This is a genomic window from Pseudidiomarina sediminum DSM 21906, from assembly GCF_000423165.1.
GTDB classification, from domain to species: Bacteria; Pseudomonadota; Gammaproteobacteria; order Enterobacterales; family Alteromonadaceae; genus Pseudidiomarina; species Pseudidiomarina sediminum.
In genome coordinates, this window is sequence record NZ_KE383983.1 from 174,603 (window position 1) to 190,372 (window position 15,770).

The following is a 15,770-nucleotide window of genomic DNA, read 5'->3' on the forward strand; positions in this document are numbered from 1 at the left end:
TAAAGGCGGTAGACCATGCCCAAATTACGTTCGGCAACGGTAACTCAAGGACGCAATCGTGCGGGAGCGCGCGCACTGTGGCGCGCCACAGGTGTGAAAGACAGTGACTTCGGCAAGCCGATGATTGCGGTGGTGAATTCATTTAGCGAATTTGTGCCTGGTCACGTGCATTTGCGCGACGTCGGCAAAATTGTTGCCCAAAGTATTGAGGCGCATGGTGGCATCGCCAAAGAGTTTAACAGTATCGCTGTTGATGACGGTATTGCCATGGGACACGACGGTATGCTGTACAGCCTACCGTCACGCGATTTGATTGCTGATTCGGTGGAGTATGTGGTCAATGCCCATTGCGCCGATGCCATGGTGTGTATTTCGAACTGTGACAAGATCACGCCTGGCATGTTTATGGCAGCGATGCGTTTGAACATTCCGGTGGTGTTTGTTTCCGGCGGACCTATGGAAGCAGGGAAAACCAAACTGTCGGATCAGATCATTAAGCTGGACTTGGTGGATGCCATGGTGGCAGGCGGTAATCCCAAAGTATCTGACGCCGATAGCGAAAGCATTGAACAAAGTGCATGTCCAACCTGTGGTTCTTGCTCGGGCATGTTCACCGCCAACTCCATGAATTGCTTACTCGAAGCTTTAGGTTTGGCGTTGCCGGGGAATGGTTCGTTGTTGGCGACCCATCAATTGCGTCGCAATCTGTTCAGTGAGGCCGGCAAAACCATCATGCAGTTGTGCGAAGCCTACTATCAGCGCGACGATGAAACCGCATTACCGCGCACCATTGCGAATCGTGACGCTTTTGAAAATGCCATGATGCTCGATATTGCGATGGGCGGCTCGACCAATACGATTTTGCATTTGTTAGCCGGAGCCTACGAAGGCGATGTTGATTTTACCATGGCTGATATTGATGCGTTGTCACGACGCGTGCCGAATCTCTGTAAAGTCGCTCCCGCCACGCCGCAATATCATATGGAAGATGTGCACCGCGCGGGTGGTGTCGCTGCCATTTTGGGCGAGCTTGAGCGGATGGGGTTATTGAATGCCAACGTGCAACACATCGCCTTCGATGGTTTGCACGACTGGCTGGCTCAATGGGACGTGATGCGGACGGCTGCTCCAGAGGTGCAGAAGTTTTACCGCGCTGGGCCTGCCGGTATTCGCACGACCCAAGCGTTTTCGCAAGACTGCTATTACCCAAGCTTAGATCAGGATCGTGCCCAAGGCTGCGTACGTAGCGGCGACCATGCTTACTCGCAAGAAGGCGGTTTAGCGGTACTCAGTGGTAACTTAGCCAGTGATGGTTGCGTGTTGAAAACCGCAGCGGTCAATGACGACATGCATCAGTTTAAGGGGCCCGCCCGTGTGTTTGATAGTCAGGATGCTGCGGTAGATGCCATTCTAGCTGGAGTCGTTCAGGCTGGCGAAGCTGTGGTCATTCGTTATGAGGGGCCAGCTGGCGGACCGGGCATGCAAGAAATGCTTTACCCCACCAGTTATTTGAAGTCGATGGGGCTAGATGGTGGTTGTGCCTTGATCACCGATGGCCGTTTTTCCGGTGGTACCTCCGGTTTGTCAGTCGGGCATGTTTCGCCAGAAGCGGCCGCCGGGGGCACCATTGCTTTGGTGGAAGATGGTGATCTCATTGCTATTGATATTGCCACCCGTAGCATCTGTTTAGAGGTGGATGCGGCGACGTTGGCGGAGCGTCAACAGGCAATGCTGGCGAAAGGTAGTGAAGCGTGGCAGCCACGGCCGCGCCAACGTGCGGTGAGTAAAGCACTGCGTGCCTATGCATTTTTTGCTAGTAGCGCAGATAAAGGTGCAGTGCGGCTGTTGCCGGAAGAGCGAGGTGGACGATGAGCGCTTCCGGATTCGCCTCCGTTGAGGCCATGAAAGCGCATTACCTACGGCAAATTTTGTTGGCGCCGGTGTATCAAGTGGCGGTGAAAACGCCGGTACAGCCAATGGCAAAGCTCAGTCAACGCCTCCAACACCAAGTTTTGCTGAAGCGCGAAGACTTCCAACCGATTTACTCGTTTAAGCTACGTGGTGCTTTTAATAAAGTGCAGCAGTTGCAGCAACAAGGCGTTGACGGTGTTGTGTGCGCCTCAGCTGGAAACCACGCCCAAGGCGTTGCTTATTCAGCCGCAAAACTTGGCATGCACGCGATCGTCGTCATGCCGGTGACAACGGCTGAAATCAAAGTATCGGCGGTGCGTAACTTGGGGGCCGAAGTGGTGCTTCATGGTGTCAACTTTGATAGCGCCAGTGATTTTGCCCATCAACTTGCGCGTGAGCGACAGTTGGCGTATGTGCCTCCGTTTGATGATGAAGCGGTGATCGCGGGACAAGGCACCGTTGCCCAGGAGCTCTTGGCGCAGGAACAACACCTTGATGCGGTGTTTATTCCTGTCGGCGGTGGCGGCCTGTTGGCGGGCATGGCGGCGTATATCAAAAGCATTGCGCCTGAGACCAAAGTGATTGGGGTGGAACCGGCTGATGCCGCCTCAATGACAGCTGCTTTGGCGGCGCGTTATCCTATTCAACTGCCCCACGTCGGTTTGTTCGCGGACGGCACGGCAGTAAAGCAGGTCGGTAAGTTACCTTTTGCTTTGGCGGAGGCGCTTTGTGATGAGGTGATCACGGTAAGCTCCGATGAAATTTGCGCTGCCGTGAAAGATATTTTTGATGACGCCCGTGCCATTGCTGAGCCTGCTGGCGCACTTGCGTTAGCAGGTTTAAAAGTCTACGCCCGTCGAGCCAAAACACCGGCACACGAGCGCTACGCAGCGATTCTAAGTGGCGCGAATTTAAACTTTGATCGCTTGCGCTATATTACCGAACGCAGTGAGATTGGTGAATTACGGGAAGCACTATTTGCCGTCACGATCGCCGAAGAACTCGGCAGTTTCCGTCGCTTTTGCCAAGTTTTAGGTGGTAGGGTGATCACCGAGTTTAATTACCGCTACGCCGACGCGGCGCAAGCGCAAATTTTTGTCGGGCTTAAACTCAGTGGTGGTTTGGCTGAGCTTGAGGAAGTGAAGCGTACCCTAACTGAAGCGGGTTATGCGTATGTTGATTTGTCGCAAGATGAAATCGCGAAGCAGCATATTCGTCATATGGTCGGTGGACAGCCGACAGAACCTTTACAAGAGCGGCTGTGCCAAGTGACCTTCCCTGAACACCCAAATGCATTGCTTGATTTTCTTAATGCTCTGGCTGATAACGCCAATATCTCATTGTTCCACTACCGCAACCATGGCGCGGCTTATGGTGATGTTCTGGTAGGCTTCTCGGACGCCTCGCCGGCGGTTTTGCAAGGGATGTTTCAGGCGCTGGCCTATCCGTTTAAGGACGTTAGCGACCAGCCCAGTTATCGTTATTTTCTTAGCGGTCAAAAAGCTACTGCGTGTTAAACGCAGTAGCCTTTCGGTAGCATCCACGGTGCTTGTCCGGCACGCTCAGTTTCATAGCGGTCGATGGCATCTAAATGTTGCTCAGCGATGCCGATGAAATCACAGTCATTCATGAGTTGTTCGCGATCCGTGCTGGAAATGTTAAAGGCGATACGACGGCCGTCTGCCAACACAATCTGTTGCTGGGCTAAGTCAATCGCGAGCTGATTTCCGGCCGTTGCACAATAGTGTTGAAGTTGCTGTAACGCTGCCTCGTCAACCTGCGCTGGCAGCAGCTTATTGTTAATGCAATTGCGATAAAAAATATCGGCAAAACTGCCTGCAATCACAACTTTAAAACCAAATTGGGCGAGTGCCCATGGCGCATGTTCACGACTCGAACCACATCCAAAATTGTGACCACTTACTAACACGCTGACGCCTTTGTTTTCGGGTTTATTCAACACGAAATCGGGATTAGGCGTGCCATCTTCAGTGTATCGCCAATCAAAAAACAGCGCGTCGCCAAAGCCATCGCGGGTGGTTCCCGTTAAAAATTGTTTCGGGATGATTTGGTCGGTATCGACGTGGTTAACAGGCAACGCACAAGCGCTGCCTTGATGAAAGAACTGACTCATACTAATCCTTCTCCTGTCATGATCGGATGACTTGATAAATAGCCGTGGATCGCAGCGCTGGCGGCGATAGCTGGGCTGGCCAAATGAGTGCGGGCGGCGCGTCCTTGACGGCCTTCAAAGTTGCGGTTGCTGGTCGAAACGCAGCGCTTACCAGGTAACACAATATCGTCGTTCATGGCTAAGCACATGGAGCAACCTGGCTCACGCCATTCAAAGCCTGCGGCTTTGAAAATATCTGCCAAGCCTTCTTGCTCGGCTTGGCGCTTGACTTGCGCTGAACCTGGCACCACCAAGGCGCGTACGTGCTCGGCAACGCGACTGCCTTTAACTACCGCAGCGGCTTGGCGCAAGTCGACGATCCGACTATTGGTACATGAACCGATAAAGACCACGTCGACCGGGTAATCCTGCAGCGGGGTGTTTGGGATCAGACCCATATACTCAAGCGCTTTGACGGCATTTTGTTGTTGCTCTACCTCTTTAAATTGCGCTGGGTCAGGCACCCGATCGGCCAACGCCATCACTTGCTCAGGTGAAGTGCCCCAAGTGATTTGAGGGCGAATATCGCGTGCTGCGATGACCACCGTTTTATCGAACTTTGCATCGGCATCGGTTTTCAATTGACGCCATTGCCGCACAGCTTGCTGCCACTGCTCGCCTGTCGGTGCTTTGGGACGTCCTTGCAAATAGCTAAAAGTCACTTCGTCAGGGGCGATCAAGCCAGCTTTCGCGCCCATTTCAATGGTCATATTACAGATGGTCATGCGTTCTTCCATATCCATTGAGCGAATGGCCTCACCGCAGTATTCCACCACGTAACCGGTACCGCCGGCGGTACCAATTCTGCCAATCACCGCAAGGATCACATCTTTCGCGGACACACTTGCCGGTAAGTGCCCGTCAATCTGTACGCACATGCTCTTGGCGCGTTGTTGCGGTAAGGTTTGCGTTGCTAACACATGCTCGACTTCGCTGGTGCCGATGCCAAATGCCAAAGCACCAAAAGCGCCGTGGGTTGAGGTATGCGAGTCGCCACAGACAATGGTCATGCCGGGTTGCGTAATGCCTTGCTCGGGACCAATGACATGCACGATCCCCTGATCACGATGGGTGATATCCAGCAATGGAATTTGAAACTCACGACAATTACGTTGCAAGGCTTCTAACTGTTGCTGTGAGATTTCACCAGCCCCATCAATGCGGCGGTTTTGCGTGGAAATATTATGGTCCATGGTCGCCAAGGTGGCGACGGGATTACGCACGCGTCGTCCGGCTTCATGCAGTCCAGCAAAGGCTTGAGGCGAGGTTACTTCATGAATAAAGTGGAAGTCGATATAGAGCAAGTCCGTGTGTTCGTTTAAGGTCGCCACTTTATGTTGTTGGTAGATTTTTTCGTACAATGTCATGCCCATGCGGCTACTTCCTCTGTGATCATTTGTGCAATAGTGTCACCGACTTGTGCGGTGCTAACGGTTTGGTTGGGGTCAAGATCGCGAGTCACGCAATGCGTTTGCAGACACGCAGCGACAGCGTTTTCAATGGCGCTGGCAGCAGCTTCTTCAGCAAAGCTGTGGCGTAGCATCAAGGCGGCACTCAAAATTTGCGCCATCGGGTTGGCAATACTCAGTCCAGCAATATCTGGTGCGCTGCCGCCAGCCGGTTCATATAAACCAAACCCTTGGCTGTTAATGCTGGCAGAAGGTAACAGTCCCATGGAGCCAGAAATGGCGGCCAATTCGTCGGATAAGATGTCACCAAACAAGTTGTCACATAGCATTACGTCAAACTGGCTCGGGTCGCGGATCAGCTGCATCGCAGCATTGTCGACGTACATGTGCTCGACGCTGATGTCTGGAAAGTCTTGTGCGATCTCGTTGACGACTTCACGCCATAAAATACCTGAGGCCATCACATTTGCTTTGTCGATAGAGGTCACTTTCTGTCGACGTGCTTGTGCAGCCTGGAACGCTTTGATGGCAATACGACGGATCTCGTCACGCTGATAGGTTTGGGTATCAGATGCCGCCGTTGCCGTGCGCTCTTTAGCACCAAAGTAGATGCCGCTGGTCAACTCACGTAGACAAAGAATATCCATGCCTTTGGCACAAATATCACTTCGCAGCGGGCTTAAATGATTAAAACCCTGATAAAACTTGGCGGGTCGTAAGTTACAGAACAAATCAAAGTGTTGGCGTAACTTCAATAACGCAGCGCGCTCTGGTTGTTGGTCTGGTGGTAAGTGGGTCCACGCTGGGCCACCCACCGAGCCAAACAAAATGGCATCACTTTGCTCACAGCAGGCCAGTGTCGAGGGGGGTAATGCCTCGCCGACCGTATCAATAGCGGCACCACCGACAAAGGCGTGACGGTAATTAAAGGCAAACTCAAAACGTTCGGCACAGGCATCGAGCACTTTGATTGCTTCAGCCATCACCTCGGGGCCGATGCCATCACCGGCAAGTACTGCAATGTTATAGGTTTTCATACATTTACCTCGCTGGTTGCGCGGTTGTCGGCATGTAAATGCTGTTTCAAGCTATGCACGTGCTGCGCCCGTGCAATCATGTTCAGCACATGGATGTAGGCCATAACAGAGGCGCGCACGATATCTGTTGCTAAGCCAACGCCATGAAACTGTTGCTTGTCGTAGGCCGCGGTAATGTCGACTTGGCCTAAGGCATTGGCGCCACTGCCTTTTGCCCCAAGGTTATAGCTGACCATGTTGATAGGTGTATTGGTCATTGAAGCGATGGCAGCAAAAGCGGCTTCAACGGGGCCATAGCCCGTCGCGGTACGCTCATAGGTCGCGCCGTCACACTGCAAGGCAACGGTGGCGCTTGCCAAGCCGTGGGCGTCGGTGGTGGTGCTTAAGGCAATGAGTTGGTAGGGGTCATCGCGTTCCTGTAGAGATTGGGCGAAGACCAACGCCTCTAAGTCATAGTCGAACACTTGACCTTTTTGGTCGGCCAGCGCCAAGAAGTCGGTATAGACCTCTTGCAAGTGGTAGTCGCCCTCGCGATAGCCCATTTCGGCCAAACGATGTTTGATCACATGCTTACCACTGCGCGAGGTCAAATTCAGCTCATTCGCGCGTACGCCGATCGACTCTGGCGTCATGATTTCGTAGGTGTTTTGCGCTTTCAGCACGCCGTCTTGGTGAATGCCAGAAGAGTGCGCAAAAGCGTTGGCACCAACAATAGCTTTGTTCTGTTGCACCGGCATGTTGCACACTTGACTGACCAAACGTGAGGTACGGAAGATTTCTTTGTGCTGTATCGCGGTGTGCCAGCCCAAGTGTTCTTCGCGGGTTTTGATGATCATGGCGATTTCTTCTAACGAACAGTTCCCAGCACGTTCACCGATGCCGTTCACCGTCGCCTCCACTTGCCGCGCCCCAGCAGCGACCGCCGCCATGCTATTGGCAACGGCCAGCCCTAAGTCGTTGTGACAGTGCACGCTAAGACGCGCTTGCTCGATGTTTGGCACGCGTTGTTTTAACGCGCTGATGATCCCTGCGAATTCGTCCGGAACGGTATAGCCCACGGTGTCGGGAATATTGATGGTGGTAGCACCGGCGGCAATGGCATGCTCGACCATGTAGCACAAGTCTTCGATAGGGGTGCGCCCGGCATCTTCACACGAAAACTCGACATCATCGGTATACTGACGTGCTAACTCAATACAGTTAACGGCTTGCTCGGTGGCTTGTTCTAGGGTTTTGCGTAGCTTGTACTGCAAGTGCAGAGGCGAACTGGCAATAAAAGTATGAATGCGTGACTTTTCTGCGCCGCTTAAGGCTTCGCCACAGGCGCGCACGTCAGCAGGAACCGCCCGCGCCAAAGCACACATAATTGGCCCTTTTACGGTGCGGGCAATTTCTGCCACGGCATCGAAATCACCGGGTGATGATGCTGGAAAACCCAACTCCATGATGTCCACACCAAGGTAGCTAATGGCCTGAGCGAGCTGAAGTTTTTGCTTCTTGGTAAGGCTCGCGCGCAGGGCCTGCTCACCATCTCGTAGTGTGGTGTCGAACATCCAAATCTTGTTATCGGGTACAGCAATCATACGTCAACCTATGTGTTGGTGATGCCTTGCCTCAAGTCGGATGCGTAAAAAAAAGCCCCGACCATTTTGGCGGGGCTTTGTTGTTTAAGAAATTTCGTTTTTCTTTAGTGCATAACAGCTCCCGCGCGACGAATACGTAGCACGAGGAGGAGGTTAATAATAAGAGCAACGAAATTGTTTGAAATCATGAACTCAGTTTTCTCTAACGTTTATTAATTTTGGGTACTGAATGCTTATGCAATTTTTAGCTTAAAATAGCTATATCATGGCCAATTTAGTTCCGCAACAAGAAATTCTTAAGTTGTGCATAATCTGCGGCCATTTGCGTGATTTTACTGGGTTGTTCGAGCACCTCCTGCAAACGGGCGGGCAGGGCGACGGGCGCCTCAATAATTGCTTCAACACGGTCGGCAAACTTAGCCGGGTGCGCGGTGCCGACAATCAAGCCACATTCGTCGGCTGCCGCCAACCGCTCGAAGGCCGACCAAGCCACTGCAGCATGCGGTTCGCTGAGATAGCCTTGTCGGTACATGGCGCGTACAGCGTCGCAAGTTTGCGTCTCATCTACAGCGATAGATGTGAACTTTTCACGTAATTTAGCGTCATTTTCTAGCAAATTAGCAACGCGAGGCCAATTGTTCGGCGCGCTGATATCCATCGCGTTTGATAACGTCGCTTGGGTCGGATTAGGCTGCCATTGACCACTTGTTAAGTAGCGAGGCACGGTATCGTTACTGTTGGTCGCGGCGATAACACGCCGCACCGGAAGCCCCATTTTTACGGCAATGAGCGCGGCACAAACATTACCAAAGTTGCCGCTTGGCACGACGATAGAGGTCTGCTCACGCTGTGCCTCAGGCAACTGCGCCCAAGCCTCGAAAAAGTAGCAAACTTGGGCTAGTAAGCGGCTAATATTGATCGAATTCGCTGAGTTCACGTGCAACTGGTCACATAGAGGCTGATCGCTAAGCACTTGCTTGACGAGTGCTTGGCATTGATCAAAGTCACCCTTAATAGCGATGGCTTCAACGTTTTCGCCGAGGGTGGTAAATAATTGTGCTTGCAACGGACTGACCTTGCCTTCCGGATACAGCACGACGACACGGACGCCGGGTTGTTGGAAGAAAGCGTCAGCAACCGCAGCTCCAGTATCGCCTGAAGTTGCGGTCACTATCGTGCTATGCGTTTGTTGTGCGGCAGCGTTGGCTTTTTGTAACGATTGCGCCATAAAACGTGCGCCAAAGTCTTTGAAGGCAAGCGTTGGGCCATGGAAAAGTTCAAGGCAACTGATGCGCTCATTTACCGCAACCACAGGAGCTTCAAAAGTAAAGGCGTGGTCAACCATGGCGGTGGTTTCGGTGAGCGATAGTTCACCGTCAAATAATGCTGCGAGAATATGACCACTGCGTTCTACAAACGGCATTTTGAGCAAGTCAGCAACGGGCAGTTGTGGCCATTGCTCGGGGAAGAATAGACCTTGCTTGCGACCAAGGCCGATACGTACGGCTTGCAAGAACGAGACCTGCTGGTCTGGATCGACGAGATTAACGAGTTTCATGTTGATTGTCCTGTGAGTCGAGGCAACGCGCACCTTGGGTATCGATGCGACAAATATGGGTCATAGCGTCTTCAGTGTGGTGATACTGCGTTGCGAAGAGGTGCTGCATGGTTTGCGCTTCTTCGGCATTGCGACAAATGGCAAAGAGGGTAGGGCCAGCCCCTGAAATACCAAGGTGTTGGATACCCTGTTGCTGGGCTTGAGCACGCAGCGGCAGTAAATCCGGGATGAGGCTTTGTCGATAAGGTTCGGCAAGCACATCGGTGAGGCTATTCAGCGCCAGTGCTTCGTCACCTTGATAGAGGGCACTGATAAAGCCTGCTAAATGCGCTGCTGCTTCACTGGCGGTGGTCATCGGCACCTGCTTGGGTAATACCCGTCGCGCATCCGCGGTCCGAATTACGGTACCCGGGTAACTCACCACGACCCGCCAATGGTCCAACCAAGGCAAGCGCACCTGAGTTGCCTGTTGGTTGGCTAACAGTAATTGCAGTCCGCCAAAGTATGAGGGAGCAACGTTGTCATAATGGGGTGCACCGCTCATCGCGCCTTCCAGTTGTCCCATCAATTTCATTAACCGTTCGGGGGCCAAAGGGTGGCCGAAAAAATCATTCAATGCGTAGCAGGTCACCACAATCGAGCAGGCACTTGAGCCCAAGCCACTACCAACCGGAAGATTTTTACTCAACTCAAAAGACAGTTCGGGAAGCGCCGTAGGCACGCGTTCGCGAAAGGCGTGCCAGCATTGCAAGACCAAGTTGTCATCTAGGGCATCAGGCAACTGATGACGGTAGCGTCCTGTTAAGGTCAGTGACGTGGTGGTCGCAGTGGTTAGGGTCAAGACATCGCCGAGATGACTGCCGTCCTCAGGAGCCAGCGCAAGCCCCAGAATATCAAAACCGACCGAGACGTTGCCGACCGACGCTGGCGCGTAATAATGACGTTTCATGAAGCCTCCTAAGCCTGTTGCTGCCATGCGAGGGTACGCATCAGGTCACTAAAAATACCGGCGGCTGTAACCGTGGCACCGGCACCATAACCACGTAAGACAAACGGCAAAGGTTGATAGTAATCACTTTTGATGACTAAGGCATTTTCGCCATCTTTGATTGCCGCCAGCGGATTATCTGCTGCGACAGCTTCAACCTTCACTTGGCACTTGCCGTCGCGAATAAGGGCAACATAACGCAGTACCGCGTTGTTTGTCTGGGCCTGCTGCTGGGCTTGCGCGTAATAATCATCAAGTGCCGAAAGACGTTCCATAAAATCTTCAACTGAGCCACTGGCATCAAATTCAGCTGGGATCAGCGGTTCAATCGCAATGTCGTCAAGCTCCAACTGTAATCCGATTTCACGGGCCATGATCAGGAGCTTACGTGCGACGTCCATACCTGATAGGTCATCGCGTGGGTCCGGTTCGGTATAGCCGAGCTCGCGCGCTTGCCGCGTTGCCGTCGAGAACGACTGACCGGCTTCAAGTAAACCAAAAATATAGGACAATGAGCCAGATAAAATACCGCCAAACTCATGCAAACGGTCGCCAGCATTCTGCAAGCCTTGTACTGCATCGATGATCGGCAAGCCTGCGCCGACAGTGGTCTCATAGAGAAAGCGGCGATGCTTCGCACGCGCGGCGTTGCGGATTTCATGATAGTAATCCATGGCCATGGTATTGGCCTTTTTGTTCGGTGTGACCACGTGGAAACCGGCCCGAATATAGTCCGCATAACGTGCCGCTAAATCCGTTGATGTGGTGCAGTCAACGATGACCGGGTTAATCAGGTGATGGCGTTTCACGAACTGTTGCACTGTGGCAAAGTCGAACGCAGTCTTGGCGCCGGAGAGCTTTGCTTGCCAGTTATTCAAGTCAATGCCTTGTGCGGCAAGCAGCAACTGTCGGCTGTTTGCAATACCGTAAACGCGCAGCTTTACGTTGCGCTTGTGTAGAAACTGCTGTTGTCGCTTGATTTGTTGCAATAGTTGCGCGCCGACCGTGCCACAACCCACCACAAAGACATCGATGCTAGGCATGTGGGTAAAAAAGTTTTCATGGCAGACGGCGACGGCATCGCCACAGTCACTTTGATTGACAACTGCTGAAACGGTGCGTTCACTGCTATCTTGCGCCATCGCTGAAACGTTCACCTGGGCCTGGGCTAGTGACGCAAAGAATCGGGCGGCAAGCCCGAGTTGATGCAACATGCCGTCGCCAATCAATGACACGATCGCCATATTTTTTTGAATGTTGAGTGGCTTGATAAGCCCTGATGAAAGCTCTAACTCAAACTCAGCACGAATGGCTTTTTTCACTGCCATAACGTTCGCTTGCTGCACACAAAAACTAATACTGAACTCCGATGAAGACTGGGTGATGAGGTTGACGGATATATCGCGCTGCGCCAAACAAGAGAAAACTCTTGCGGAAATACCAGCAACCCCTTTTAAACCAGGTCCTGACACGGTAATGAGCGCGAGCTGTTCAAGTGTAGAAATGCCTTTGATTGGTAAGCTATGATCGCCTTCAGCGTCGATCCATGTACCTGCCGCGGCCGGATTATTGGTATTTTTGATCACACAGGGCACGCGAAACTGTGCCAGTGGCGCGATGGTCTTGGGGTGCAGAATTTTTGCGCCAAAATGGGATAACTCCATGGCTTCTTCATACGAGAGTCGTGCAACATGCACAGCGCTCGATACCCGGCGCGGATCGGCGGTGTAAACACCGTCAACATCCGTCCAGATCTCACAGCTTTGCGCTTGCATTGCAGCGGCCACCACGGCGGCGGAGTAGTCAGAACCATTGCGGCCCAATACACAAAGATCGCCTTCCTCATGTTGCGCACGGTAACCAGGCATCAGTGCGATGTTGAATGGATTCTCGCTGCACCAATGTTTGATCCGTTTTGCCGTGGCTTTAATGTCGACTCGAGCATTGAGGTAGTCGCCGCTGGCAAGTAGGCATTGTTCGGCAGGGAGTTCGCGTACATTGTCACTGGCCAATAGCGCCAACATGATGCGCACGCTGAGCAGCTCGCCCATCGCCATTAAGCGAGCTTGTACTTTATTCGAGCATTCACCCAGTAAAGCGATGCCTTGTAAATGACGCTGTAGTTGTTCTGCTTGCGCTTGTTGGAAGCTGGTCAACGCTTGCAGTTGCGCGGGGCTGAGACGGCTATCGAACGATTGCAATAAGGTGTTACAACGGGTTTGCCAGGTGTCGAGTTGCGCGGTGTAGTCGGTTGCGGTTTGGGCTTGCTGAATGAGCGTTTCAATTAAACTGGTTACGCCTTGAGGCGCCGAAAGTACCACAATCAGTTGCGCCTTGGTTGCACGTTCAACCAAAATCTTCGCAACAGCTTCCATTTCTTGCCTTGAGGCCAGTGATGACCCACCGAACTTTAACACCTGCATATCTTTCCCCTTGTTGTGGACGCAAAAAAAAACCCACGGTGGTGAGCCGTGGGTTTCGTGTTTACTTATGGTTTGAATCTAAGCCAACAGAACTCGCCACATGCCCGGAGGGTACGTGGTGGTAATAATAATGGTGAGGCTTAATTGGTTCGTTTTCATGCCGTTAGCATCTTTGTTAACTGCTGCATTGTCAACCACTAATTGTGTAAAAATACGTCGCGTTTTCATTCTTCTAGATATTGCATTATTGGAGATAAGTGGCACTATAATTTCTATACTTAAATTTAACAAAAGGGTAAACATGAAAACGGAAATGAACGAGTTTGAGTACGTCGGCTTTTGGCCACGTGTTGGTGCAGCATTAATTGATAGCTTGTTACTGATGCTCATTATTGTCCCAGTGAGTTTGATGATTTGGGGCGATGAGTACTTTCTAAGCGATGCATTCTTTCTTGGTCCGCTCGACGTTGTGCTGAACTATGTGTTACCTGCGATTGCTGTGATTATGTTTTGGGTCTACCTCCAAGCAACGCCAGGGAAAATGGCTGTTTCAGCGAAGATTTTGGATGCTAAAACAGGGCGCCCAGCGTCCACCGGGCAGTTAATTTTGCGTTATATCGGTTACTACGTCGCAACACTACCATTATTGCTCGGGATTATTTGGGTGGCGTTCGATCCCCGCAAACAAGGTTGGCACGACAAAATTGCTGGCACCGTGGTGATTCGTCCGCGCTACCGCGGCCCGCAAACCGTCACTTTTGAACGCGATTAAAATTATCATCGATAGCACATGGAGGTGATGCATGCGCCGATTGCTCATTACAAGCCTATGTGTCCTTGGGCTTACTGGGTGTTCTTCAACATTGTCTTCGCTTTTATATACTGGAGTGAAAAGTAAGTTATCGGACACCGAGGTGCACTACATTGCTGCTGAGGAGCAATTGGTATGGCGCCGCAACACCTCCGAAACTCAGCGGTTGGACGTTACCGCGCAACAGTGGCAGGAGCTTCACTCTGGGCAGAGCAATGGATGGCGGTGGCAACTGCTGACCGAAGCGCCCGAGGAGCTTCCAACAGCAACACAGCAAGAGTGGGATGAACTGTTCACACGCTTTGTGGAGGTGAGTAGGGCGCTGTTGCCACAACGCGAACAAGTACAGTTGACGCTTTACCTACCGCGTGGTGATAAGCAACAGGTTCGCATGACAACCCACAGCAGCGAACGCTTGGAAATCCCCTATGTTCATTGGCGCGAGCAGGCCGAGGCCGTGCTCCCTGAACAATTTAATGAACGGGTCGACTTGCTCGCTGCGCTCGGCGCCGAGCTGCAATTGGCCGCTTACGTCAGTGGTGACTTGCCACGTCCCAATGCGCCTGAAGCTGCGCTATTGAAAAAGCATGCCAACTCCGCCTGCTGGCGTTTAGCCGTACGACCTGCATTAGCTTTAGACACTACACAGATCATACAAGCGCCACCGAGCGCCTTTGCGAGTCTGACTGACAGCGCTCGTGAAATGTACCTGAATAACCGTACTGATGTTCAAGCCCAGCAATTCTATACCACGGTGCTATTGGTCAATGAGGCTGATGGCTATATGGCGGAAGCCGATTTAAATTGGCCGTTACGAGGGAGTGACACGCGCGAAATTAATGCGTTGCTGGACTTTTGTAAGTCATACCTGATGACCGCAAAGGACCCACGAACATGATGCGCGCTAGCGATCGTCTAAAGCGCGTTGCGCTTTGTACTACAGCTGCACTGATTGTAGGTTGCACAACGCCAGTTAGCACCGGCATCGACACAGAGAGTGATGTCGGCGGTCATGCCGTGGTATCAACAATACGTGATGGTCAGTTGGAAGTGACAGGCGTCCAAAGTGAACTGGTCGCAACATCTCAATCCTCTTCCGCAGGCGTGTTGGATTTTCAAGCGTCAGCGTTTAAACCAACCACGAAGCACCCACAGTGTAGCGCAGGCCATTGTTGGCAGTTGTTTGTTTATGATGATGATGAAGCAAGGCTAGCGCAGGACGTTATCGCGCGTTTTGCTGACAAACTGCCAACGGCACTGAAAGCCTTACCAGATACGCTGCGAGGGCGTCCACCCTTTGTCCTTAAGATTTATCTAGTACCATCTTCCCGTGCGTTTAATGCGACCTTCAAGGTTATCGGTCGCGCACAGCGGGCGTTCGCAATTGCGGTACACCTTGACAGCGAGCTGCCGTCTTCGCGCCGGCAGCAACGTGCCTTCGATGAACGTGAAGCAAATGCGGTAAGGACCATCGTACACGAGTTTATCCATTTTGCATCACTGCAAAATGGTTGGTATCAAAATGGCTGGCATGGTGTTGCGTCGCAACTGGCAAGCGCTTCTCATATGGAGGCACTTGCTAAATGTTATGACAATTGGGCTTTCTTGACGACGCTTGATGCGCACGCACAGGTCCAGCATGTCATCCTGTTTGCTCCTCTCGCTCGACCTACACAGGGCATGCATGCGTTGAATGGCGCCCACGGCCAGGCAACGGAATACTTAGGGCGTCAACTACAGCAATCGTTTGCCGCAATTCAGTCGCCCACATTGTTCGCGGAACACGTGCTGTTAAGTGCGAGTGATGTACAAGAGCGAGAGCTGTTGCTCGAGATTTGCCGCGACCTTAGTCAAGTGCGCGAGTTGTAGGTTTATAT

Annotated in this window: 12 protein-coding genes; 5 read left to right on the plus strand and 7 right to left on the minus strand. The window is 52.2% G+C overall.

The features are described 5' to 3' along the window. Positions 1-15: 15 nt before the first annotated feature. On the plus strand, positions 16-1,872 hold the full coding sequence (ilvD, locus tag G535_RS0106090; protein ID WP_026861248.1) for a dihydroxy-acid dehydratase: 1,857 nt from the start codon (positions 16-18) through the stop codon (positions 1,870-1,872). Continuing rightward, positions 1,869-3,428, plus strand: coding sequence for a threonine ammonia-lyase, biosynthetic (ilvA, locus tag G535_RS0106095; protein ID WP_026861249.1), 1,560 nt, complete (start codon positions 1,869-1,871; stop codon positions 3,426-3,428). The genes ilvD and ilvA overlap by 4 nt, the downstream gene beginning before the upstream one ends. Here ilvA and leuD read toward each other — a convergent pair. The 7 genes from leuD to thrA form a co-directional block, all read right to left on the minus strand. Then, the gene (gene leuD / locus G535_RS0106100) at positions 3,425-4,045 is read right to left on the minus strand and encodes a 3-isopropylmalate dehydratase small subunit (protein ID WP_026861250.1); all 621 of its coding nucleotides are present in this window, start codon (positions 4,043-4,045) and stop codon (positions 3,425-3,427) included. The two genes, ilvA and leuD, sit on opposite strands and share 4 nt — an antisense overlap. Continuing rightward, the gene (gene leuC, locus G535_RS0106105) at positions 4,042-5,457 is read right to left on the minus strand and encodes a 3-isopropylmalate dehydratase large subunit (protein WP_026861251.1); all 1,416 of its coding nucleotides are present in this window, start codon (positions 5,455-5,457) and stop codon (positions 4,042-4,044) included. Before leuC ends, leuD begins: the two co-directional genes overlap by 4 nt. Beyond that, positions 5,448-6,530, minus strand: a complete 1,083-nt coding sequence (leuB, locus tag G535_RS0106110; RefSeq protein ID WP_026861252.1) for a 3-isopropylmalate dehydrogenase — start codon at positions 6,528-6,530, stop codon at positions 5,448-5,450. The genes leuC and leuB overlap by 10 nt, the downstream gene beginning before the upstream one ends. Beyond that, on the minus strand, positions 6,527-8,113 hold the full coding sequence (gene leuA / locus G535_RS0106115) for a 2-isopropylmalate synthase (RefSeq protein WP_026861253.1): 1,587 nt from the start codon (positions 8,111-8,113) through the stop codon (positions 6,527-6,529). The genes leuB and leuA overlap by 4 nt, the downstream gene beginning before the upstream one ends. A gap of 274 nt (positions 8,114-8,387) precedes the next feature. Continuing rightward, positions 8,388-9,671 (minus strand): threonine synthase, encoded by a 1,284-nt coding sequence (gene thrC, locus G535_RS0106120; RefSeq protein WP_026861254.1) that lies wholly within the window; start codon positions 9,669-9,671, stop codon positions 8,388-8,390. Beyond that, on the minus strand, positions 9,658-10,620 hold the full coding sequence (gene thrB, locus G535_RS0106125; protein ID WP_026861255.1) for a homoserine kinase: 963 nt from the start codon (positions 10,618-10,620) through the stop codon (positions 9,658-9,660). Before thrB ends, thrC begins: the two co-directional genes overlap by 14 nt. A gap of 8 nt (positions 10,621-10,628) precedes the next feature. Next, complete coding sequence (gene thrA / locus G535_RS0106130; RefSeq protein ID WP_026861256.1) at positions 10,629-13,082, minus strand: bifunctional aspartate kinase/homoserine dehydrogenase I; 2,454 nt, start codon at positions 13,080-13,082, stop codon at positions 10,629-10,631. Positions 13,083-13,383: 301 nt separating this feature from the next. Between thrA and G535_RS0106140 the strand changes: the two genes are divergently transcribed. From G535_RS0106140 to G535_RS0106150, 3 genes are all read left to right on the plus strand, one after another. Then, the gene (locus G535_RS0106140; protein WP_034727813.1) at positions 13,384-13,854 is read left to right on the plus strand and encodes an RDD family protein; all 471 of its coding nucleotides are present in this window, start codon (positions 13,384-13,386) and stop codon (positions 13,852-13,854) included. A gap of 142 nt (positions 13,855-13,996) precedes the next feature. Continuing rightward, the gene (locus tag G535_RS0106145) at positions 13,997-14,791 is read left to right on the plus strand and encodes a hypothetical protein (protein WP_026861258.1); all 795 of its coding nucleotides are present in this window, start codon (positions 13,997-13,999) and stop codon (positions 14,789-14,791) included. Continuing rightward, positions 14,788-15,762, plus strand: a complete 975-nt coding sequence (locus G535_RS0106150; RefSeq protein WP_026861259.1) for a hypothetical protein — start codon at positions 14,788-14,790, stop codon at positions 15,760-15,762. Before G535_RS0106145 ends, G535_RS0106150 begins: the two co-directional genes overlap by 4 nt. Positions 15,763-15,770 lie beyond the last annotated feature (8 nt).